General features: G+C 42.6%; 26 protein-coding genes, 1 pseudogene and 2 riboswitches. Of the genes and pseudogenes, 12 read left to right on the top strand and 15 right to left on the bottom strand.

Annotated elements, in window-relative coordinates; genetic code table 11:
* Positions 1-226 precede the first annotated feature (226 nt).
* The 4 genes from AS888_RS23235 to AS888_RS23220 all read right to left on the bottom strand — a co-directional run bounded on the left by AS888_RS23235 (position 227) and on the right by AS888_RS23220 (position 2,897).
* Positions 227-784 (bottom strand): acyl-CoA thioesterase, encoded by a 558-nt coding sequence (locus tag AS888_RS23235; protein WP_061144463.1) that lies wholly within the window; start codon positions 782-784, stop codon positions 227-229.
* Between the two features lie 135 nt (positions 785-919).
* Entirely contained in the window at positions 920-1,384 is a 465-nt protein-coding gene (locus AS888_RS23230) for a M15 family metallopeptidase (protein WP_081092580.1), read from the bottom strand.
* Positions 1,385-1,520: 136 nt separating this feature from the next.
* Positions 1,521-2,003, bottom strand: coding sequence for a DinB family protein (locus tag AS888_RS23225; protein WP_061144461.1), 483 nt, complete (start codon positions 2,001-2,003; stop codon positions 1,521-1,523).
* A 189-nt stretch (positions 2,004-2,192) separates the two neighbouring features.
* Positions 2,193-2,897 carry a DUF459 domain-containing protein gene (locus AS888_RS23220; protein WP_061144460.1) on the bottom strand — a complete coding sequence of 235 codons (705 nt, stop codon included), beginning with the start codon at positions 2,895-2,897 and terminating at the stop codon, positions 2,193-2,195.
* A gap of 217 nt (positions 2,898-3,114) precedes the next feature.
* Between AS888_RS23220 and AS888_RS23215 the strand changes: the two genes are divergently transcribed.
* On the top strand, positions 3,115-3,621 hold the full coding sequence (locus AS888_RS23215; RefSeq protein ID WP_061144459.1) for a GNAT family N-acetyltransferase: 507 nt from the start codon (positions 3,115-3,117) through the stop codon (positions 3,619-3,621).
* Between the two features lie 94 nt (positions 3,622-3,715).
* Here AS888_RS23215 and AS888_RS26990 read toward each other — a convergent pair whose 3' ends face one another.
* Both AS888_RS26990 and AS888_RS23205 read right to left on the bottom strand, forming a co-directional pair.
* Positions 3,716-4,084: an aspartyl-phosphate phosphatase Spo0E family protein gene (locus AS888_RS26990; RefSeq protein ID WP_260320343.1), complete on the bottom strand. Its 369-nt coding sequence runs from the start codon at positions 4,082-4,084 to the stop codon at positions 3,716-3,718.
* A 70-nt stretch (positions 4,085-4,154) separates the two neighbouring features.
* A complete protein-coding gene (locus tag AS888_RS23205) occupies positions 4,155-4,343 on the bottom strand; it encodes a Fur-regulated basic protein FbpA (RefSeq protein ID WP_061144458.1) in 189 nt (62 codons plus the stop codon).
* A 161-nt stretch (positions 4,344-4,504) separates the two neighbouring features.
* Positions 4,505-4,608, bottom strand: a riboswitch (SAM riboswitch).
* Between the two features lie 149 nt (positions 4,609-4,757).
* Positions 4,758-4,862, top strand: a riboswitch (TPP riboswitch).
* Positions 4,863-4,955: 93 nt separating this feature from the next.
* Here AS888_RS23205 and tenA point away from each other — a divergent pair.
* The 5 genes from tenA to thiE are packed head-to-tail and all read left to right on the top strand — an operon-like array spanning position 4,956 to position 8,388.
* On the top strand, positions 4,956-5,645 hold the full coding sequence (gene tenA / locus AS888_RS23200; protein WP_061144457.1) for a thiaminase II: 690 nt from the start codon (positions 4,956-4,958) through the stop codon (positions 5,643-5,645).
* A 9-nt stretch (positions 5,646-5,654) separates the two neighbouring features.
* The gene (gene thiW / locus AS888_RS23195; RefSeq protein ID WP_397252453.1) at positions 5,655-6,182 is read left to right on the top strand and encodes an energy coupling factor transporter S component ThiW; all 528 of its coding nucleotides are present in this window, start codon (positions 5,655-5,657) and stop codon (positions 6,180-6,182) included.
* Complete coding sequence (gene thiD / locus AS888_RS23190) at positions 6,151-6,957, top strand: bifunctional hydroxymethylpyrimidine kinase/phosphomethylpyrimidine kinase (RefSeq protein ID WP_061144456.1); 807 nt, start codon at positions 6,151-6,153, stop codon at positions 6,955-6,957. The genes thiW and thiD overlap by 32 nt, the downstream gene beginning before the upstream one ends.
* The gene (thiM, locus tag AS888_RS23185; protein ID WP_061144455.1) at positions 6,954-7,775 is read left to right on the top strand and encodes a hydroxyethylthiazole kinase; all 822 of its coding nucleotides are present in this window, start codon (positions 6,954-6,956) and stop codon (positions 7,773-7,775) included. The genes thiD and thiM overlap by 4 nt, the downstream gene beginning before the upstream one ends.
* Positions 7,756-8,388: a thiamine phosphate synthase gene (gene thiE / locus AS888_RS23180; protein ID WP_061144454.1), complete on the top strand. Its 633-nt coding sequence runs from the start codon at positions 7,756-7,758 to the stop codon at positions 8,386-8,388. Before thiM ends, thiE begins: the two co-directional genes overlap by 20 nt.
* Positions 8,389-8,425: 37 nt before the next feature.
* Here thiE and AS888_RS23175 read toward each other — a convergent pair whose 3' ends face one another.
* Entirely contained in the window at positions 8,426-9,631 is a 1,206-nt protein-coding gene (locus AS888_RS23175; RefSeq protein ID WP_061144453.1) for an MFS transporter, read from the bottom strand.
* A gap of 256 nt (positions 9,632-9,887) precedes the next feature.
* Here AS888_RS23175 and AS888_RS23170 point away from each other — a divergent pair, with 256 nt between their 5' ends.
* The 4 genes and pseudogenes from AS888_RS23170 to AS888_RS26220 all read left to right on the top strand — a co-directional run bounded on the left by AS888_RS23170 (position 9,888) and on the right by AS888_RS26220 (position 13,641).
* A complete protein-coding gene (locus AS888_RS23170) occupies positions 9,888-11,375 on the top strand; it encodes an aldehyde dehydrogenase family protein (RefSeq protein WP_061144452.1) in 1,488 nt (495 codons plus the stop codon).
* Between the two features lie 276 nt (positions 11,376-11,651).
* Positions 11,652-11,738 (top strand): annotated as a pseudogene (locus AS888_RS26985) (pyridine nucleotide-disulfide oxidoreductase); the annotation flags it as partial.
* A gap of 156 nt (positions 11,739-11,894) precedes the next feature.
* On the top strand, positions 11,895-13,127 hold the full coding sequence (locus AS888_RS23160) for an aminopeptidase (protein WP_061144450.1): 1,233 nt from the start codon (positions 11,895-11,897) through the stop codon (positions 13,125-13,127).
* A gap of 346 nt (positions 13,128-13,473) precedes the next feature.
* The gene (locus AS888_RS26220; RefSeq protein WP_169792904.1) at positions 13,474-13,641 is read left to right on the top strand and encodes a hypothetical protein; all 168 of its coding nucleotides are present in this window, start codon (positions 13,474-13,476) and stop codon (positions 13,639-13,641) included.
* Positions 13,642-13,765: 124 nt separating this feature from the next.
* Here the strand turns inward: AS888_RS26220 and cspC are convergent, their stop codons facing one another.
* Positions 13,766-13,966: a cold shock protein CspC gene (gene cspC, locus AS888_RS23155; protein ID WP_010331195.1), complete on the bottom strand. Its 201-nt coding sequence runs from the start codon at positions 13,964-13,966 to the stop codon at positions 13,766-13,768.
* 298 nt (positions 13,967-14,264) lie between these two features.
* On the opposite strand from cspC, the gene AS888_RS23150 reads away from it, so the two are divergent.
* The gene (locus AS888_RS23150; protein WP_061144449.1) at positions 14,265-14,525 is read left to right on the top strand and encodes a hypothetical protein; all 261 of its coding nucleotides are present in this window, start codon (positions 14,265-14,267) and stop codon (positions 14,523-14,525) included.
* A 64-nt stretch (positions 14,526-14,589) separates the two neighbouring features.
* Here the strand turns inward: AS888_RS23150 and AS888_RS23145 are convergent, their stop codons facing one another.
* From AS888_RS23145 to AS888_RS25375, 3 genes are all read right to left on the bottom strand, one after another.
* The gene (locus AS888_RS23145) at positions 14,590-15,207 is read right to left on the bottom strand and encodes a YdcF family protein (RefSeq protein WP_061144448.1); all 618 of its coding nucleotides are present in this window, start codon (positions 15,205-15,207) and stop codon (positions 14,590-14,592) included.
* Between the two features lie 113 nt (positions 15,208-15,320).
* On the bottom strand, positions 15,321-16,106 hold the full coding sequence (locus tag AS888_RS23140; protein WP_061144447.1) for a serine hydrolase: 786 nt from the start codon (positions 16,104-16,106) through the stop codon (positions 15,321-15,323).
* A gap of 171 nt (positions 16,107-16,277) precedes the next feature.
* Positions 16,278-16,445 carry a YezD family protein gene (locus AS888_RS25375; protein ID WP_081092579.1) on the bottom strand — a complete coding sequence of 56 codons (168 nt, stop codon included), beginning with the start codon at positions 16,443-16,445 and terminating at the stop codon, positions 16,278-16,280.
* A 474-nt stretch (positions 16,446-16,919) separates the two neighbouring features.
* Between AS888_RS25375 and AS888_RS23135 the strand changes: the two genes are divergently transcribed.
* A complete protein-coding gene (locus tag AS888_RS23135) occupies positions 16,920-18,308 on the top strand; it encodes an amino acid permease (RefSeq protein ID WP_061144446.1) in 1,389 nt (462 codons plus the stop codon).
* A gap of 34 nt (positions 18,309-18,342) precedes the next feature.
* Here the strand turns inward: AS888_RS23135 and AS888_RS23130 are convergent, their stop codons facing one another.
* The 4 genes from AS888_RS23130 to AS888_RS23115 all read right to left on the bottom strand — a co-directional run.
* Positions 18,343-19,320 carry an aldose 1-epimerase gene (locus AS888_RS23130; protein WP_061144445.1) on the bottom strand — a complete coding sequence of 326 codons (978 nt, stop codon included), beginning with the start codon at positions 19,318-19,320 and terminating at the stop codon, positions 18,343-18,345.
* A gap of 159 nt (positions 19,321-19,479) precedes the next feature.
* Positions 19,480-19,779: a YxcD family protein gene (locus AS888_RS23125; protein ID WP_061144444.1), complete on the bottom strand. Its 300-nt coding sequence runs from the start codon at positions 19,777-19,779 to the stop codon at positions 19,480-19,482.
* Positions 19,767-20,213 (bottom strand): hypothetical protein, encoded by a 447-nt coding sequence (locus AS888_RS23120; RefSeq protein WP_061144506.1) that lies wholly within the window; start codon positions 20,211-20,213, stop codon positions 19,767-19,769. The genes AS888_RS23125 and AS888_RS23120 overlap by 13 nt, the downstream gene beginning before the upstream one ends.
* A gap of 199 nt (positions 20,214-20,412) precedes the next feature.
* On the bottom strand, positions 20,413-20,708 hold a 296-nt coding region (locus AS888_RS23115; RefSeq protein ID WP_155645594.1), incomplete at its 5' end, for a C40 family peptidase.

Below are 20,708 nucleotides of genomic sequence, written 5' to 3'. Positions count from 1 at the left end.
ATTTGGCAAACACGATTGAAAAACTAGGTGAAAATCGAGTTTGTCGATCGTCTCTTTTTATGGGTGTGTACCTTTTGCCCGTTTGTCTCCCTTGCAGGCATCAGCTTTTCCAGGGACGAGCTTTGCTTATGCACACCTCTGAACAAAAGCGAAGTCCAATAACATCAAAAAGGCTTCGGAAAGGGATACCTTTCTGAAACCTTTTGTCTGCCAATGGCCCAATCACTTAATGATTAGTTTCATCTTTATATAATCCTGGATTCGATTGTTCGCTCCATGGCAGCTTGACACCAAAAGTGCTTGCAATGAACTGTGTATCTTCTCTTCTTTTTTTCCTTATTTGAGCCCGTTGTTTTGCCGATTCATTTAAATTGATTTCCATTTCGGTTTCCGGAACCAAATGGGGAACCGGTATAGGTTTACCTTGTTCATTAATGGCGACAAAGGTCAAAAAGGAAATGACACATAAATTGCGATCTCCTGTAACTAAATCCTCAGCAATCACTTTTACGATGATTTCCATCGATGTTCTGCCCGTATAGGTCACGAAGCTTTCCAGACAAACGGCATTTCCTTCGTGGATAGGGTGGAGGAAATCAACCGAATCGGTAGAGGCGGTAACTACGTTGCTCCTGGCATGACGCATGGCGGATATGGCCGCTACATCATCAATATATGCCATTAGCTTGCCTCCGAACATCGTACCAATATTATTTGTATCGGGAGGGAGGACAAGACTTGTTTTGATGACCAAAGAGTCCCGGCAATGCTTTATTTCTTCCATGGTGACTGCACTCCTTCATTCATGTCTGATTTCTCACTAGTCCACTTTATCGAATTCTCGGCTGTAAAGCAATATACAAGCTTATTTTCCTGCTTTTCGTCTAATATTCGAGAAGGGAAATGAGCTGATTCCGCCTCACTGCCCTCTAGCCTGCTTGCCCTGCTGCAGCTCTCTCAAGCTTAAGCCAAAGGTCATTTGCAGATGGGGGTAGTCCTTGAATCCTGGCCAATCCCCACCCCATTCGAATCCCAGCCCTTTAGCAACGGTGACGACCTCCATCCAATCCGATTTCCGATTATCATTTCCGTCATAGTCCATATCCCAAATGGCCTCGCCTTGTTTGTTGAGGAGAGCGAAATCTATCGCCAAACCGAAATTATGAAGCGACTCGCCGCCTTTTGCATATGTCACGATTTTCCCCGTATTTAAACGACCCTTTTCATATAGTTTATTTTGTTCTTCCAAAGAACGATATCCGGCGGTAATGATTATTGGGATGTCTAATTCATTAGCCCGCTGAATGAGCTCATCTTTTTTTTCAGCGACGATCGGATGCAGCTCATCTGCCAGTTCGATTTCATCTAAATCAGGCGGAAGCATATTCTTGTACAAGACAACCGCCAACCATCCGAAAAAAAACAAGACCAGACATGCCTTAACCCAGTTAGCTTTCACAGAACGTTCCTTTCTGTCTAAAGTGAAAAACTCAACCAGGTTCGGATGAGTTTTTCTTTTTTTATAATTTAGATTTTAGCTCTTCGATTTGCAGTAAATGCCTTTTTTCATGCAATCCCACGAACGGTATCCATTGCTTCAAACTTAAATCCTTGAATAACGGATGAGGAAATGACTTTTCCTCAAGGTCCTTTTCATCTGCGCTGTCGACAAGTTGTACCAATGCGGCACGTGACTCGGCCAATTTATCCTTGACTTCTTGCAAGGTTTGGAATGATTCCGACGGAACGACATATGAAGGCGCTTCTACCTTCACTTCACGATTTACAGTAAGCTCAATCGGTTTGTCCGCTGCTGGAACTTTCTCATCACTTTGCAATTTATCGGTAATGCTCTTTGTGATGGCCCGCTCCATTAAATATAAATGATCCAATACTTGGATAATGCTCCAACGTCCTTCTTCAGGATGGGCATTCAGCTGTTCATCCGAAAGCCCGTTGACTGCATTCAGAAGTTCTTCCCTGGTTTTTTCATTTTGATTCATTATTAGCATCTCCTCATATAATCCGGATTAATCTCCCATAATTATTCCATGTTCTATAGTAATGTGTAAAATAATTGTACTTATGAAACGAAAAGATTTGATAAAAAGGAGAGTAAAATACCTCTTACATGTTCATTCGTTGTTTAACAGGTAAGGGGCAGTTTAGAGTTTGTCTACATTCCATGGCTATCATTTGAAGTCGTAGCTTGCCAGTATCCGATTTGTGATGAGCCTATATCCTTTTTCATTGGGGTGAATTTCATCACTGAAATAATCGGCTTTCTTTTTCTTTTTAAACAAATCATCGGTGGGAATGAATACCATCCTTTCGTCCTTTTTCACTACATCCTTGATTGATTGGTTATAATCCTGAATGTGCTTTTCGATCTTTCGGTTGCCAATGATCGGGTTATACAGGCCCACTACCAGGATATCGGCCTTATCATTTTCCTTTAAAAGTGTTTCCGTGATCCGTTTTAGATGCCTGATGTATTCCCGCTTGCCCTCGTCGATTTTCCGATCGTTTATTTCGGTCAAGTCGCCGCCGTTACTATTGATGAAGTCATTCGTGCCGATATAGACGATGAAAGTGTCCGCTTTATCGAGTTTTGTATGGATTCGGTAATCATCGAGCTGTTCGAGGACGCCATCCGTTTCCTGCCCTTTAATCCCATAATTCCAAAAGCTGACTTTTTGATTCGACTCAGGATTGTTTAGTTCTTCTCTTAAGCCTTTTACATAGCCTTCCCCACGCTTATCTCCCTTACCGTATGTTAAAGAATCGCCAAAAGCCATGACCCGCTGTACACGGTTCGACGCCCCAGCCTGCTGAAATTCATATACGACAAAACAAATAATGAGGACAATCATTAATAATCCAGTTAATTTTTTCATTCGTTTCTCCTTTTGTTTTATATCTAAGAAGCATTTTATATGTTACATACCCAAAAATGAGCATAAGTAACAATAAAAATGAATTGGCAGATAATGAGGAGAAAGTGTATGATAATATAAAACTTTCAGATGATTTGGTTATGTCCACAATTCACTATCAAATTATGCAATAGGAACTTCTGGATGTTAATAAAAGGAATGGATTGGAGAGTTTATGATGAACGAGTACATACAATTCAGAGAGGCTGAATTATCGGATTTGCCTAAAATTGTGGAAATTTACAATTCCACAATTGCCTCCAGAATGGTCACCGCAGATACGGACCCGATATCTGTACAATCGAGGGTTAAATGGTTTGAGGAGCATAATTCAGAAAGCAGACCGCTATATATCATTACTTTTGAAGGACAAACCGCAGGTTGGATGAGCTTTCAATCTTTCTATGGAAGGCCCGCCTACAATGCTACGGCGGAAATCAGCATCTATATCGATGATTATTTCCGGGGAAAAGGAATCGGAAAGGTTTCGATTCAACAGGCGATTGAAGTAAGCCCAAAATTAGGGGTGAAGACTCTATTAGGTTTCATATTTGCTCATAATTTACCTAGCATGAAGCTTTTCTCCAAATTTGGTTTTGAAGAATGGGCGCACTTACCGCAAGTTGCCGAGCTCGATGGCGTTGAACGGGATTTGGTCATCCTTGGTAAACGTATAGAAGCATGATTATTCAAAAGCTATTGCTTTCAGCAATAGTTTTTTTGTTTACACGGAAAACTCCACCATCATGTGTATACCAGATTCACGAATTCAAGAAAACCTAGGAATTTCCTGAATATTCAGCTTTCCTATTCTTCGTTAACGCGTTTAAAAGGATATCCAATTCTTGACTAGCTTGAATCGTCAGAAGACTGTTTATACCAAAAATATTTGCCAACTCCATCATCTCTTGTCTCTTCTCTTCTATTCTTTCAGGGGTAACCTTTTTGGAAAGCAATTTATATACACCTCCCATATATTCAATATTTTTACACTTTCCATCATAATGAAACTCGTAGTTAAAATCAACTATTTTCGAGTGGTAAAAATGTGTTATTTTAGTGGTCAAATGTAACAAAAATCCTATACCATCCTTAAAATATGTATTTTTTGTGACAACAATCTTTCCATATAAAAAAGCATTCACCACTGTACACTGCGAATGCTTCCTTCTATACTTCTATATACATGATCTTTATTGAATGATAGCCTGCCTCTTGCTATGTCATCCATTCTGTAGGAGACTCGCTATCAGACCTATTTATAACGATCTTATATTCATCTTCCAATACTTTTAAAGGGGCATCATAAAGGTGCCTTTCATCAGAGGTTTTGTATACACCCTTCGCCAATAGCTCTTCTATCAGCAACGCCTTCCTCTGTTCGATCCACTTAAATACTTCTGCCATATTAATGGCTCCTTTCCTTGTCAGCTTAAAGCCTAAGCTACCTTAACAAGTTTCAATTTCACCAAATTATATATACCTTTTCTATTATGTCCTTAAACACTATTTTACAAAAATAAAAGCCTCTTCAATTAAAGAAGAGGCTGACAGGGTCCGGACGGCTCTTCTTATCTTCCAAGCGATCGCTTGTTGGATGTAGCACAGTTCCCATATGGGTCTGCTGCCGAGGTTTCATAGGGCCAAGTCCCTCCACCTCTCTGGATAAGAATTCAATTATATAAATGATGTGAACATTATCTTATCCCAATAATTCACAAAAGTCAATTGCCTCGTTCCCCTTTTTTCCACTCTCTTCCCTTTCAAAGGCGGGTTGCATTTTCTTGGCTTTCTGATATGATGGCAGTAATTACATACAATGCACACCACTAGGGGAGTCTTGTCAAGACTGAGATGGAAGTAATTTCCGGACCCTTTGAACCTGAACCGGCTCATACCGGCGGAGGAAAGTGGATGAGATCGCCCATTCCGGCTATATCCATCTGCCCCGTTCCGTTATTCAGGAACGGGGGTTTTTTATTGGCCCTAAATAATCTTTCCATATAAAGGGGGATGAACATGAAAAATATTAAAACAGAAACCTTCAGTGACAGACTTCATGCACGCGCAAAGGAAATTTGGGAAAGGAACCATTCACATCCTTTTGTCCAAGCTATCGGAACCGGAACGCTTCCTGAACATAAGTTTGCTTATTACTTGAAGCAAGACTATATCTATTTAATGGATTATTCCAAGCTTTTCGCTTTAGGTGTCATTAAAGCGCATAATGTTGAAACCATGGCAAAGTTTGCGGAAATCTTGAATGAAACGATACAGGTCGAAATGGATATCCATAGGCATTATGCCTTGGAGTTCGGAATTACTTCACAGCAATTGGAAGATACGGAACCTACTCCCACTACCCTTGCCTATTCGGGTTACATGCTGAATGCTGCTCAACATGGTACTTTGGCAGATTTAATCGCCTGTCTTCTCCCTTGTGCTTGGGATTATTATGAAATCGGTCTGCTTTTAAAAGAACGAAATGGCAAGAATTTGGATAACAACCCCTATGCAAAATGGATTGAATCCTATTCCTCCCCAGAATTCGGTGAAGCACATAAGTGGCTGATTGCTTTATTGGAGGAATTGACGGAAGGGATGCCTGAAAAAGAACTGCAGAGACTGGAAAAGCACTTCTTGGTGACCTCCCGCTACGAATATTTATTCTGGGACATGGTTCAAAATGAGCAGGATTGGCCCTTGTAGGTCGTAGACATGATGATCAACACAATCAGAAAAATGACGTTGACGGCAATGATCACAGCCATAACGACTATAACCAGTTCCTTTATATTCATCCCGGTAGGATTTGTGAAAGCTTTTCCGATTCAGCACCTGGCCAATGTCCTGACAGCTGTTTTACTCGGCCCTGCCTATGCGGTTACGCAAGCTTTCCTCGTTTCCTTGTTGAGAAATATATCTGGTACGGGATCACTTTTCGCCTTTCCTGGCAGTATGATCGGTGCACTGCTGGCTGCGTTCCTTTACCGTAAAACAAAGCGATTGACTTTCGCCTGTCTAGGGGAAGTGACGGGGACCGGCCTTCTAGGTTCGCTTGCCTGTTATCCGATCGCGGTACTCCTCTTGGGGGAAAAAGCAGCTCTTTTTGGCTTTATGCCAGCTTTTATGCTCAGTTCAATGGCAGGTGCCATTTTCGCTTTCATTTTACTGAAAATATTATTGAAAAATACTTATATGAAGGGGTTTTTCCATGAAAAAAGCATTAACCATCGCAGGCTCTGACTCAGGGGGCGGCGCCGGGATACAAGCCGATATCAAAACATTTTCTGCACATGGGATCTTCGGGATGTCCGTCATCACGGCCGTCACTGCACAAAACACAAAGGAAGTACGTTCCGTTCAGGCGATCGACACGGATATCATCACTGATCAAATGGCTGCTGTTTTCGAAGATATACACGTCGATGCAGTAAAAATCGGCATGCTTGGTTCAAAAGAAATCGTCGAAACAGTCGCTGAAGCTCTTAATACCTACTTACCGGCCATCGTCATCCTTGACCCAGTCATGATTTCCAAAAGCGGCCACCATTTGCTGGACGGAAAAGCCGTTACTGCCCTAAAAACCAAATTGCTCCCGCTTGCAACGCTCATTACCCCTAATGTACCGGAGGCGGAGGTACTTACTGGTTTATCGATTCGAACGGAGCAAGACTTTTACAAGGCTTGTTTATCCTTGATTGAATTGGGTTCCAATGCCGTTTTACTTAAAGGGGGGCATGCAGAGGGAAACCCTAACGACCTCTTTTATGATGGGAAGAACTTTCACTGGATAAAAGGAGAAAGAATCCATACGAAAAACACTCACGGGACTGGCTGTACCCTCTCCTCCGCCATTGCATCCAACTTGGCGAATGGACAATCGCTGCAAGAGTCGATCGAGCAGGCCAAGCTGTATATCTCCGAAGCGATACGCAATAGTTTTTCAATAGGAGGGGGACATGGGCCTGTCCATCATTTTCATTCATTTTCAAAAAAAGAACGGAGTGAATCCATATGAATATAAAGTTTTCGGCAGCTGACTTGTTTGAAAAGGTAAAAGAAAGAAAACCACTTGTACACCAAATCACCAACTTTGTTACCGTCAACGATTGTGCAAATGCCACGCTTGCCATCGGTGGATCACCTGTGATGACATCCAGTCCAAAGGAAGTCGAAGCGATGGTCAAGTTGGCGGATGCACTTGTCCTGAATTTCGGTACGATTGATGAAAAATCCCTGGAAGCCATGGAGATAGCCGGTAGGACGGCAAACTCCAGAAATATCCCGGTCATTTTGGATCCTGTGGGAGTCGGCGCCACACCGTATCGAACAGAGAAAGCCAGTGAGCTTCTAAAGAAGGTCTCCTTCCAGATCATCCGCGGTAATGCGAGCGAGATTCACCGTTTGATCGGCGGCGATATCGTTACACGGGGAGTCGACTCAGAGGAACTGGCGATTAGCAATGAGGCTCTTGCTGTTTCTGCAGCAAAGGAGTTGAATAGTGTCGTCGTGGTCAGCGGGGCTATCGACGCTGTTAGTAACGGGAAGCACACATCCCTCATTGATAACGGGAACGTTCTATTAACGAATGTAACAGGCACGGGATGTATGGCCACCGCACTTATCGGCGCCTTTTCCGGAATCACGGACGACTATTATGCTGCAGCAGTTGCCGGGATCTCGACGATGAGCATTTCAGGGGAGATCGCTGCTGAAACCTTGCAAAAGCATGAAGGCACAGGAACCTTTCGGGTGCGCTTAATTGACGCAATATCAAGAATGGATAAGGAAATGTGGATGAATGAGGTGAAAATGAATGAAGAAATCACACATTGATTTAAGCCTATATTTAGTTACGGAAGAGTCGATAGATATTGTAAACTTGACCAAAATCATCTCGGAATCGATTGCTGGTGGCGTTTCGGCTGTACAACTTAGGGAGAAGAACAATTCATCCCTGTCCTTTTATAGAAAAGCTGCGGCCTTAAAGCAGGTGTTGAACGAATTGTCCACTCCCCTGATCATTAATGACCGGGTGGATATAGCCCTTGCTATTGGCGCGGACGGGATACATATTGGCCAGGATGACCTCCCGCTTTCCGTCATCAAGCAAATGGTCCCAGAAGAAATGATTATCGGTGTATCCGTTTCGAATCTGAAGGAAGCTCTCGAAGCGGAACGAGATGGAGCGGGCTATATCGGCGTTGGTTCGGTTTTCCCTACGAAGACAAAGCAAGATGCAACGCCAATGGCGATCCGCGAATTGGAGGAAATCTGTCGAAGCGTATCGATTCCAGCCGTGGCCATCGGGGGCATCAATGCCGATAACATTGCCTCACTTACTGATAAAGGCCTGGCCGGAGCCGCCGTGGTTTCAGCCATCATGAATGCAAAAAATCCGCGGGAGGCTTCCACATCCCTTTTAGAAAGGATAAAAGTATTCACATGACGCAAAAGAGGGGACTAACATTCAGTCCCCTCCATCTTTATGTCAAAACGGTATTCTTTGTTTCTTTACCGAAGGCTACTGCAATGGCACCCACGAGAATGGCGATTGTAAAAATAGTGAAAATCGTTGAAATCGGAGTGCTTGAAGCAACCAAATACCCGACAAGCAAGGGTCCGAGGACACCGCCTATCCTGCCGATGCCGGCCGCTAACCCAGTGCCTGTACCTCGAACCGCGGTTGGGTACTGCTCAGGTGTATATGCATAAAGTGCACCCCATGCTCCCAGATTGAAGAATGACAGAAACATTCCAGATGCAATAAGGAGAGCTAACTCTTCGGCCGAGCCAAAGAAATAGGCACTGATGGCCGTACCGATCAAGTATGTGATCAGAACGAATTTACGTCCTGCCTTTTCAATCAGCCATGCTGCCGAAAAATAGCCCGGAAGCTGTGCAAGCGTCATGATCAATACATATTCGAAGCTTTGGATCATGCTGAAGCCCTTTAGGACCATGACACTCGGCAGCCATAAAAACATTCCATAATAGGAAAAGACGACACAAAACCATAATATCCACAATACGATTGTCTGGCGCAGATATTCCTTTTTCCAGACACTTTTCAAATTACTGAATGCAGAAGGCCTCATCTTCTTTTCAAGCTCGTTATATTTGGGGGAATCCGGCAATTTTATGCGCAGATACAGCGCATATAAAGCAGGAACGGCACTTAAAAGAAGTGCAACCCGCCAGCCATAAGCCGGAATGATGAAAAAGGAAATCAGTGCCGCCAATATCCAGCCAACCGCCCAGAAGCTTTCAAGCAGGACGACGACCCTCCCCCTTTTACTTGCTTCAACACTTTCCGAAACCAATGTCGAGGCAACCGGGAGCTCCCCTCCTAATCCCATTCCGATCAAAAACCGCAAAATCAAGAACAAACTGAGTGTACTGACTGCTGCAGACAAACCACTTGCAATCGAAAATAATAATAATGTAATGATGAAGACATTCTTCCTTCCGACCCTATCGGCCATCATCCCAAAGAAAACGGCTCCAACAGCCATCCCGATGGAATTTATGCTTCCTATCCAGCCAACCTGTTCACTGGTTAAGCTCCATTCCTGTTTCAATGCAACAATGATGAAGGAAAGCATACCGACATCAAGTGCATCGAACATCCAACCAAGTCCCGCAACACCAAGCAATTTCCGCTGTGAGATCGTTTTCGCATCATTTCCCATATAATCCTCCTGAAACCTTTAGACCTTCTCGTTATTTTATCCTTATTCATTTTACCTATTAACTTTCTTTTTTGCTATAGTAAATACAGATGTCATGACAAAAAGTTTTGACGGATAGAAACAACGCCGCTAACAGAATCTGGAATCATATAATTTGAATATTCCTTCTTTTTGATTTATGATAATAATTGGCATATAGCGTTAACAAGAAGTCATCATGTTTTGCCCAAGATCATCAAATTCAGGAGGGTAATTAATGACAAATCTAACGTTAGAAGTAAGTGGAAAGCTGCAAAAATTTTTAACCGGGCCAAAAAAGCTTTATATTAATGGCCAATTCGTAGAAAGTGCTTCAAAAAAAACCTTCTCCACGCCCAATCCTGCCACAGGACAAAAACTTGCCGATGTATATGAAGCCGATAAAGAAGACATTGATTTAGCCGTTAAAGCTGCACGCAAGGCATTCGACGAAGGTCCTTGGTCCAGGATGAGCGCAGCAACCCGCAGCAGGCTTATGTATAAACTAGCAGATTTAATGGAAGAAAATAAAACCGAGCTCGCCCAACTGGAAACATTGGATAATGGAAAGCCAATCAGTGAAACCACCAATGCTGACATTCCTTTGGCGATTGAACATATGAGATATTTCGCCGGCTGGTCCACCAAGATTGTCGGACAGACCATTCCCGTTAGCGGAAACTATTTTAATTATACGAAACATGAGCCCGTCGGTGTTGTGGGCCAAATCATCCCTTGGAACTTTCCGCTTCTCATGGCGATGTGGAAGCTTGGGGCGGCACTTGCGACAGGCTGTACGGTCATCTTGAAGCCAGCGGAGCAAACTCCCCTATCCGCCCTTTATTTAGCTGAATTAATCGCGGAAGCCGGTTTCCCGGATGGCGTCGTCAATATCGTTCCTGGTTTTGGTGAAACGGCCGGACAAGCACTTGTCGACCATCCTCAAGTAAACAAAATTGCCTTTACTGGATCGACCGAAGTCGGAAAACTGATCATGCGTTCCGCTTCCTATTCCTTGAAACGGGTCACATTGGAGCTTGGAGGAAAATCTCCAAACATCATCCTTCCCGATGCCGATTTCTCAAAAGCAATCCCCGGAGCCCTTAATGGAGTCATGTTCAACCAAGGGCAGGTATGCTGTGCAGGCTCAAGGGTCTACATTCAAAAGAAACATTATGACAATGTCGTTGCCGATATGGCCAGTCATGCCCAAAACATCAAACAAGGGGCAGGTCTAGATCCCAATACACAAATCGGACCGCTTGTTTCAGCGGAACAGCAAAACCGGGTAATGGGCTATATTGAAAAGGGGAAAAACGAAGGTGCTGAAGTTCTTGTCGGCGGCAATAAACCAGGTGAACAAGGCTACTTTGTCTCCCCTACCATTTTCGCTGGCGTTGAAGAGGAAATGACCATTGCCAAGGAAGAGATTTTCGGGCCGGTCATTGCCGCAATGCCATACGAGGATTTAGACGATGTCATCAATCGGGCAAATGCCAGTGAATATGGCTTGGCTGCCGGCTTATGGACAAGCGACTTGGCCAATGCCCACTATGTTGCCGGAAAACTCCGGGCCGGTACGGTTTGGGTGAACTGTTACAATGCATTTGACGCCGCTTCCCCATTCGGAGGCTACAAACAATCCGGAATCGGACGTGAAATGGGATCGTATGCACTTGAAAACTATTCCGAAGTCAAAAGTGTCTGGATCAATTTGAGTAAGTGAGTTTTTTGATTCGGATTTAGAAAGGGGGTCCCAAAAGGGATCCTCTTTTCTTTATGCCAACAAAATCAAATAATTATATTATTTCGTTTATTCGAATCTTTTCAATAGTCTTTCCCTCTTTAGGTTTGATAAAATGAAAGATAGAAAAGGAGTTTTTTTCCTATGTATGATATTGCTAGTGTCGGCACAGGGACCGCTGGGGGATGTGCAGCCACCTTTTCGGGAAAACATGCTCCTTGATACCGATGCCAGCATAACCAGGAGGGCCTACGGGAAGCCGGCGATAATGCCAGAGTGGCCATTAACCTCCTCAGTGAAATCAATGGTGAACGTTATGTGGACCATGATGTATTGAAAAAATGATCTTGCTCCTAAAAAACGGCTCATTGAATCTGACTTCCGCCAGTTTTCATGAACCCCTTGTGGGATTATTCCCCACAGAATGTCGTAAAAGTTTCTTTTTTTACTGACAAAAAGTACAATGATAAATGTAGAAAATGGAAAAGGGGTTTTGAAGTGATGAGTGACTTTCAAACGAATTTAGAAAAATACGCTGAACTTGCCGTCAAGGTAGGGGTTAATATCCAACCAGATCAAACGCTAGTCATCAACACTACGTTAGAAGGCGCAGAGCTTGTCCGTCTTATCGTAAAAAAGGCATATGAAAGCGGTGCCCGCAATGTCATCGTAAATTGGAATGACGATACCGTTTCACGTACCAAATTTGAAATGGCACCGGATGAGGTTTTCAATGAATATCCGAAATGGCGTGCTGAAGAAACGATTGAACTGGCCGAAAACGGAGCTGCTTATCTTTCCGTCATCTCTTCAAGCCCGGACCTATTGAAAGGTGTTCAGCCTGAAAGGATGGCCAACTTCCAAAAAGCATCAGGGACTGCCCTGAAGAAGTGGCGCCAATATATGCAATCCGATAAAGTAAGCTGGTCAATAGTCGCCGTCCCTTCAGAGGCCTGGGCCGCTAAAGTATTTCCTGAAGAAGCGGAAGGAACACGCGTCGCCAAGCTATGGGAAGCCATTTTCAAAGCAGTTCGCGTCGATGTGAAAGATCCTGTAGCTGCCTGGAAAAGCCATGATGACACCCTGCATGAAAAGGTTGATTATCTAAATGAAAAGCGTTACCAAAAATTGCATTATACAGCACCAGGAACGGATTTGACCATCGAATTGCCTGACAAGCACCTTTGGGTCGGCGCAGGAAGCGTCAATCAACATGGGCATGAGTTCATGGCCAACATGCCTACCGAAGAAGTATTTACCGTCCCATTAAAAACAGGCGTTAACGGCACGGTTTCAAGCACGAAACCGCTTAGTTACAGCGGAAATATCATCGATAAATTCTCCGTGACTTTCAAAGAAGGACGGATCGTCGAAGTACAAGCCGAAGAAGGGGAAGAAATCCTAAAGCAATTGGTGGCAACGGATGAAGGTTCACATTATCTAGGCGAAGTGGCACTGGTTCCATTCAACTCACCTATTTCCCAATCCAATGTCTTATTCTTCAATACCCTATTCGATGAAAACGCATCAAACCATCTCGCCATCGGCAGCTCCTATGCGTTCTGTATTGAAGGCGGGAAAAACATGAGTCCAGAAGAACTTGCCGAAAATGGCCTGAATGAAAGCCTTGCACACGTTGATTTCATGATTGGCTCGGAGCACATGAACATCGACGGCATCAAACAGGACGGCACTTCCGAACCTGTCTTCCGTAATGGGGATTGGGCGTTTTAATTAACTCATTCCCAATTGCAACAGCCACGTGTTGCCTTAGAACAAGGTATACACGTGGCTGTTATTGTTTAATTGGAACGCTTCAGGCAATCATCTACATGGCCGGACTGTTTTCTGCTGAAGCCGCATCATTTGAGACAAAATCGCCCCTATCGGAAACCTTTTATGTTAAACGAATATGAAGTTTTTCCCATACCCTGAAAAATATGAGCGGGAAATTGACGGCACTCATAAATCAAGCCTCGCCATTTCCGCCCTTGCCTTTACTTAAATGAATGTTTGGAATATCTTGGACACATTTTTTATATCCAAATATGTTATACTATTAGTAAAGAGGGTGCATAAATTGAAAAGCAATAAGTATAATACTGGCGAAACGGTAACCATTCAGGATACTGATGAATTAGTGACCATTAATAAATGGGCATATGTGAAAAATATGAAAAGATATTCTTATACTGTAAAAGAACATCCGACCACTTTTTTCTTTGAGGAAGAATTAAAAAAGGCCTAATAATGTCGTAAAACCCTACTCGGCTCATGAGTGGGTTTTTTAATGCCTTTTTTCTTTTTTCTCATAATAAAAAACAGACCCCTATCAAGGGATCCGTTCATATAGGTTACGATTTAATTATAAATTAAGCTTTTTGAACGTTAGCAGCTTGAGCTCCACGAGCACCTTGCTCAACGTCGAAAGTTACTTTTTGACCTTCGTCTAAAGATTTGAAGCCTTCGCTTTGGATAGCTGAGAAATGTACGAATACGTCGTCTCCATTTTCACGCTCGATGAATCCAAAACCTTTTTCTGCGTTAAACCATTTAACTGTACCTTGTTCCATAATTTGTTGCCTCCTAGTGCATAACACACATTGTATTACTATTTTCAATCATTTGGAAAATAACTAGTATCCTCTTCCACAATCAAAAACAATTCTTTATTAGATTAACATGAAATGATTAAGATAGCAAATGATCCAATGATATTTTCAATGCGACCATAGGAAATCCATTGTTTATCCTTCATTATTAATTTTCTTTATTTTACCCACCATGATTCAGATGTGGAAGAACGGGTATATCAGAGTATATGAAAAAGTGCGAATAAACATACAAAATAACAACTTAGGAGGTCAGGCGATGAAATATTACAAAGTTTCCAATAGCGGTTTTGATAGTAAGGTCATCGTAGCCAATAGCGGGTATGAAGCCCTTGGGTATTATTTAATGGAAATTGATGAGCAACTTGGCTTTGTTGATGATATCGATGTGGATGAAGTGGATGCCGATGAACGGGTCGAGATTTCCTATACAGGCTATCCAATTTATAAAACACTTCAGGAGATTTACCAAGAAAAAGAATTTTGGGAAGTGCCCCATGTTGTTATCGAAGTCGAATGAAAAAAAAGAAATTCCCGCCCTTTTCTTGAAAGGGAAGGGAATTTGAATTTTGACGAAGGAGAGTTCACGAACGTATCAACTCTGTCAAATAGTATTTCGTGATCGCCAGATATTCGCGGAAATATGATTTCGGCACGGACACTTTTGGTGTTTTTGCCGGTATTCCCTTTATATTCAGGCCTTCTTTGGTCGCTATTGCAACTGCCCGGTAAATATGAAAATCATTACTGACAATCACGCCGGGTGATGCTTGATCAGGAATGAATTCTTTAGAGAAGACTATATTCTCATAAGTTGTCGTCGATTTGTCTTCCATAATGATACGAGTCCCTTCAATCCCCTTTTCAATCAGCCCCCGCTGCATCGCTTGTGCTTCAGATATGTCCTCACCGGGGCCTTTGCCGCCGGATACGATGGCTACTGTCTGCTTATTCGCCAATAAGTACTCGGACGCTTTATCAATCCGATATTGTAAAGATAATGATGGAACGGAGCCTTTGACCCTTGCCCCAAGTATAATCAGGTAATCGGCCCCCTCAGGAATATCCTGGTGCTTGCTTTCCTGGATTTTCAGGTGCAGAAATCCAAAATACACCATTACCAATACAGCAACGATTATTAATGATTTCACTGCCTTCTTCACCGCTTTTGACCGTTTCGATTTACGTTCGTTATACAACATGATTCCCCAAACCCTCCTATAAGACAGCGGCATCACCATGGAAGGGGGAGCCGTGCATATAAACTCCTCTCCCTTTTTCCAAGATCGTGATACCCCGGCACAACAGCGACAATCTATTCCGCCACCATATGATCGTAAATCAGCTTGCCAATTTTGCTGATTACTTGCCTGCTTTCTTCCTCCGATTTCATATTTTCAGTAAGAACCGCCGCATAAACAGTTTGAGTCTCCGAGCGAATGATTGCACAATCATGGGAAACGCCCCGAATTCCGCCTGTTTTGCTTGCGACCTTCACTCCTCTGCCCATCAGTGATGGAAGTTTATCTCTTAATTGCTGATTGTCAAAAACGCGCAATATTCTTTCCTGGCTTTCTTTCGTTAAAAAGTCCCCTGTATGTATCGCTTTTAGGCAAGTAATCGTATCTTCCGCCGAAATCGTATTGTCCCGCCCCTCTTTTAATGCCTTAAAATCCTGCATTTTCCTTCCAAGGATGGTATTCTTCAAACCCAGCTCCTGGATGCATCGATTGATTTCATCAATTCCCAACAAGCTCATCATCATATTCGTCGCTGTATTGTCGGAAACCGTTATCATCAAGGTCAATAAGTCCTCAACCGTTAAAAATACTTTATTGGATAATGCATGCAGGACCCCCGATCCCCCAGTCACTGCATTCGGGGGTATGGTCACTGGTTGATTCAAATAGATGTTTTTTCGTTCACTTTGCCGATACCCTTCGATGATCATTGGTATTTTGATCAAACTTGCAGATTGAAACGAGTCTTCCTCTTGATAACCAATCATATCACCAAAACCAGATTCAATTTTATAAGCAATGTTGCCGTCAAATGCATCAACTAATGCCCATATATCATTTTCGATCATTTGTAATGTCATCGAATCCCTCTTCCTCCTTGTTTAACCAAACCCTCTAATGACGGTTCTATTCCCTAACTTATTCTACCATGTCAATTGCAGTACTTTCTTCTGCAATATTCCAATTTCTCTAAATTTATATATCAGAACGAAAAAAAGAGCTCTCGCATGAAAGCTCCCTAACACCGATATTCATCTAGCTTTTACAGCCCGGCCCTTTCCTAATGGGAACCGTTTCTTTTCAGTTGTATCCACCTGGGTGATTTCCCCATCGTGGACCGTTATGATCACGGATCCATATTGAAGAGCTTCCAAACTTGAAATGATATGCCTGATTTTCAGTTCTTCTTTCTTTTCCATTTTATCTCCCCTTTACTACTGGTAATAAAGCTTCGGACATGCCTAATGTCAAAAAGAGATTCCCCTTTACCATGTTTTCTTGAGGAAAACGGTTTACCTATTTTATTTTCATTGATTTTTCGGAAATAAGAATAATCCGAACATAGCCCCTCCCTTGCACTTGAAAAACAAAAGGCACCCAGCATCTAATCAATTAGATGTAAGGGCGCCTTTAGTTGACTAATCGGCAATATTTAAAGGAATTTCCAAATACGAAGCTATAAAGCTTATTATTCTTACCAACTAACTTGGTATTAATTAATATAATCCAATCTCTTCCTTTTGTCAAGAACACAACGAAATTTTCTGATTAGTCCGTCTTTAACATTTTACTTATTTACCACTTTACCAAACTAAACTGTTTACGATATACTATATTAGTATAAGTTGTCGGAAATCAAACACACATTGCATTCAAGAAAGGTACGATTATATATGGTAAATAAAAAATGGGGTTTATTGATCTTAACCACTTTCGTAGTTGGAAATATGGTCGGCGGCGGAATCTTCATGCTACCTGCCCAATTAGCACAGGTATCCAGTCCATTAGGGGCAACATTGGCCTGGATCGTTACAGGACTTGGTGTATTCTTAATAGCGCTCGTATTCGGCAACTTGGCTGTCCGGAAACCGGAGTTGAAGGCAGGTCCTCAAAGCTATGCTCAATCATTGTTTAAATCCCCTGCAAAAGGAAGGATTTCAGGCTATAGCATGGCTTGGGGATATTGGGCGGCGAATTGGGCGGCGACAGCATCCGTCATCATTTCATTTGCTGGATATCTATCGACGTTTTTTCCTGTGATGCATAGTACGAAAGTGATTTATTCAGCGGGTTCCTTCCAACTGGAGCTTGGAAGAGCGCTGACATTCGCAGTATGTACCATCGTCCTTTGGGGGATTCAGGCAATCCTCGTAAGGAGCTTTAACAGCGCTGGTAAACTGAACCTTTTTGCTACGATTACAAAAGTGATCGGATTCTTGTTTTTCATCATCATCACGATATTCATCTTTGATTCTTCCAACCTAGGAAACGGCGGCGAATTTTATGATAAGGCAGGTACATCGATTTCTTTAGGTGCTCAAGTTAATGCTGCTGCGATTTCAGCTTTATGGGCCTTCATCGGGATTGAAGCGGCCGTCATGCTTTCAAACCGTGCCAAATCACAAACTGATGTAAAAAAAGCGACAATCATTGGTTTGCTTATCGCCGTTTCCATTTATATAGGCATCACTTTATTGACGATGGGTGCCATTTCACAAGAAGAACTGAAGGTTTCACAAAAACCGCTCGTAGACGCATTGCAATCGGTAGTCGGCTCAAGCGGCACCTATTTGATGGCCGCTCTTGCCGTCATCTCGCTATTGGGTTCTACGATCGGATGGATTGTCGTTGCATCTGAAGTTCCATACCAAGCAGCGAAATCAGATCTTTTTCCTGCCTATTTCGGCAAAGCGAACAAAAATGGCACTCCTGTCCGATCCATGACAATAACGAATATCATGACACAGATTTTCTTATTCTCGACCATTTCCGGTACGATTTTGGAAGCCTATAAATTCTCCATGATCGTCGCAACACTTGCCTACTTGATTCCTTATCTTGCATCGGTCCTGTATCAATTGAAGTTGGTCTTGACTGGGGAAACCTATGACATCATGAAGGGTTCAAGGGTTCGCGATGGGGCCATCACCATCCTAGCATTAGTGTACTCCATCTGGGTCGTCAAGACAGGCACAGCCGATATGCACACATTCATACTTGGCATTGCCCTCTACGTACTTGGACTGCTTCTATACCCGCTGTGGATGAGAAAAAAAGCATAACCGCAAACACCTTGGCTTCTGCCAGGGTGTTTTTTCATATCTCCTTCAACACCAGTTTCGTTTTCAGCAAAACTTTTTCCCCTGTTCCCAGCTCCTTCACCCCGGTGAATCCAGCTGACAAATCAAGATTGGGTGCATTCGTTACCCATGTATAGGGTTCAGGGCATACGAACCCATCCTGATTGAACAATACCCAAAATTTATAATGATGGTCGACATGATAAATGACCTGCACGCCGGCCTCTTGATCCGAAAGTATGCATTCGTTATTCAGATTGCTTTCCTCATCATAGCTGAATATATCATCAAACAGCCGTCCTTCCAGGCAAAGTCCATTTTGGATTTCTTTTTTATTGGCCGATTCCCCGATTTTACCAGTGGGCAAAGACCGTTCATTCAATTCCCAATGCTTGTTGACAGGAAGAGCTATGCGGCAATTCCCGATTTTGCTATCCTCTCCAAAAGGAAAATTGAATACCGTATGATAACCGGCTCCCCAAGGAAAGGGTTCAAGGCCGTTATTGAGGATTTCCAATTGAACCTCCAATCCATCATCGATTAATATCAATGACATATTGACCAAGATATCTTGCGGAAAGCTTTTTTTGAGATAAGGAAAATCCCGGCTAGAAAACTCAGTCTTGATGAGGACTTTATTCCCGATTACCTCCCTTTTAATGACGTTCCATGGCTTATCATGCAAAAATCCGTGGATGTGATTCGACTTCTCCCTTTCATTGATAGGGAACCTATAAGTTGTGTGCTTATAAGTAAATTGGCCATCTTCGATTCGGTTTGGCGGAAATAAAATGGGCATCCCGTATAATATCGGGAGTTTTTTATAGTCCTCAGAACAATCGGGGGTCCGCAGCACTTGAATATCCTTATGCTTGAGCTTCAATGAAAGAAGATTGCTTCCCAATGCTGGTACAAGTATTCCTTCCACATGTTCATTACCGAATTTCAGGGCCTGTTCCTTAATGAAAGTCGTATCTACTATGTAACCTGTCACATACTCTCCCCCTTTGGCTTTCCCACATTTCCATCGTACTTCCACCAGCCTTTTTTTGCAACAAATGGAATGTAAACCCAACAGTTTATCAATCTCTCACCTTTTTTCATAGAATTCTAAACCCATGAAAAAAAAGGATGCCTTTTCGGCACCCCTTTTTTATCTATTGCTTTCACTTACCATGGCCACTATGCCTTCTTCATCATCCAGAACGAGTTCAATGCCGGAATAAGGATCTTTATTCAAATATTCATCAAGCCATAAACGAAGTGCTTCTATCAGATTGATGGTAATTAACACTTGTTTTCGCCCATCGACGAATGCTTCCGCCGAAAAGCCATAATCATCATCATACATCAATTCCACTTCTACTTCATTGGGTTGTACCTGCTTTTTACGAGCAATGTAAACGCAAACGGCATTGATGATATCTTGTTCCGATATCTTTAGCCTCTCCATGGATTTGGATCCTCTTTCTTCTTCTTATCTTTGAAATAAGTGAATATTTTACGGATTACAACCACTAATGCAATGATCGCTAACACATTGACCATTAGGCCAAGAATTGAACCAAGTGCTCCCATATTGGCAAATAGACCACCGAACAGCAAGCCAGCCAACCCTCCGAGCATGATTCCCTTCATTAAACCGCCTTTAGCAAAAGAACTTCCCGTTTTCGTATTCGTTTTTGCTTTATTTGTAGTCGTCGCATCCGATTTGTTCGTTTGTTTATTTTGGAAATTCGAATTATTATTGTTGTTGCTATTGAAGCTTCTTTTTCCTGATTTGTAGCCCCTTGCATCAACTGACTCCGAGTGGTCCTGGAATACATAAGAACCAACTGGCGAGAATGCTAGTGTAATCGTAAGTAATGCAGCCATTAATTTTTTCATCATGTTTTTTGCCTCCGTTTACTAGTATGGAATAATGCTTCCTTATTTGTTTTCCCGGATTCACTGAAAGTCCACATCACCTATCCTTGTTTTATCTTATAGTATTTACGTTCAATATCAAAATAAGTTTCATTTTTTTTGATATTTTATTAAAAAAAATAAGCAGGTGAGCCTCAGGCCCCCTGCTTATTAAAGAAGATTAGTTTACACGTACCACACGGCCGTTGAATTTATCCGCCCAATATCCGCTTGACATATTGGCGACTGCAACACCTGTAGAACTTTGCGAACCGATGAATTTGCCGCCGCCGACATAGATGCCGACATGCCCATCCGTTTTATACGTATTGAAGAATACTAAATCCCCAGGCTGCATTTGGCTTTTAGAAACTTGAGTTCCCGCGCTTGTCAATGCTCCCGTACTTGCTGGAAGATTCACGCCCGCTTGTTTATAAGCCCATGCAACGAAACCTGAACAATCGAATAATCCGTTAG

The sequence above is a fragment of the Peribacillus simplex genome, from assembly GCF_001542915.1.
Classification (GTDB): Bacteria; Bacillota; Bacilli; order Bacillales; family DSM-1321; genus Peribacillus; species Peribacillus simplex_B.
The sequence above is the reverse complement of the archived record's forward strand: the minus strand, read 5'-3'. Positions and strand labels throughout refer to the sequence as shown.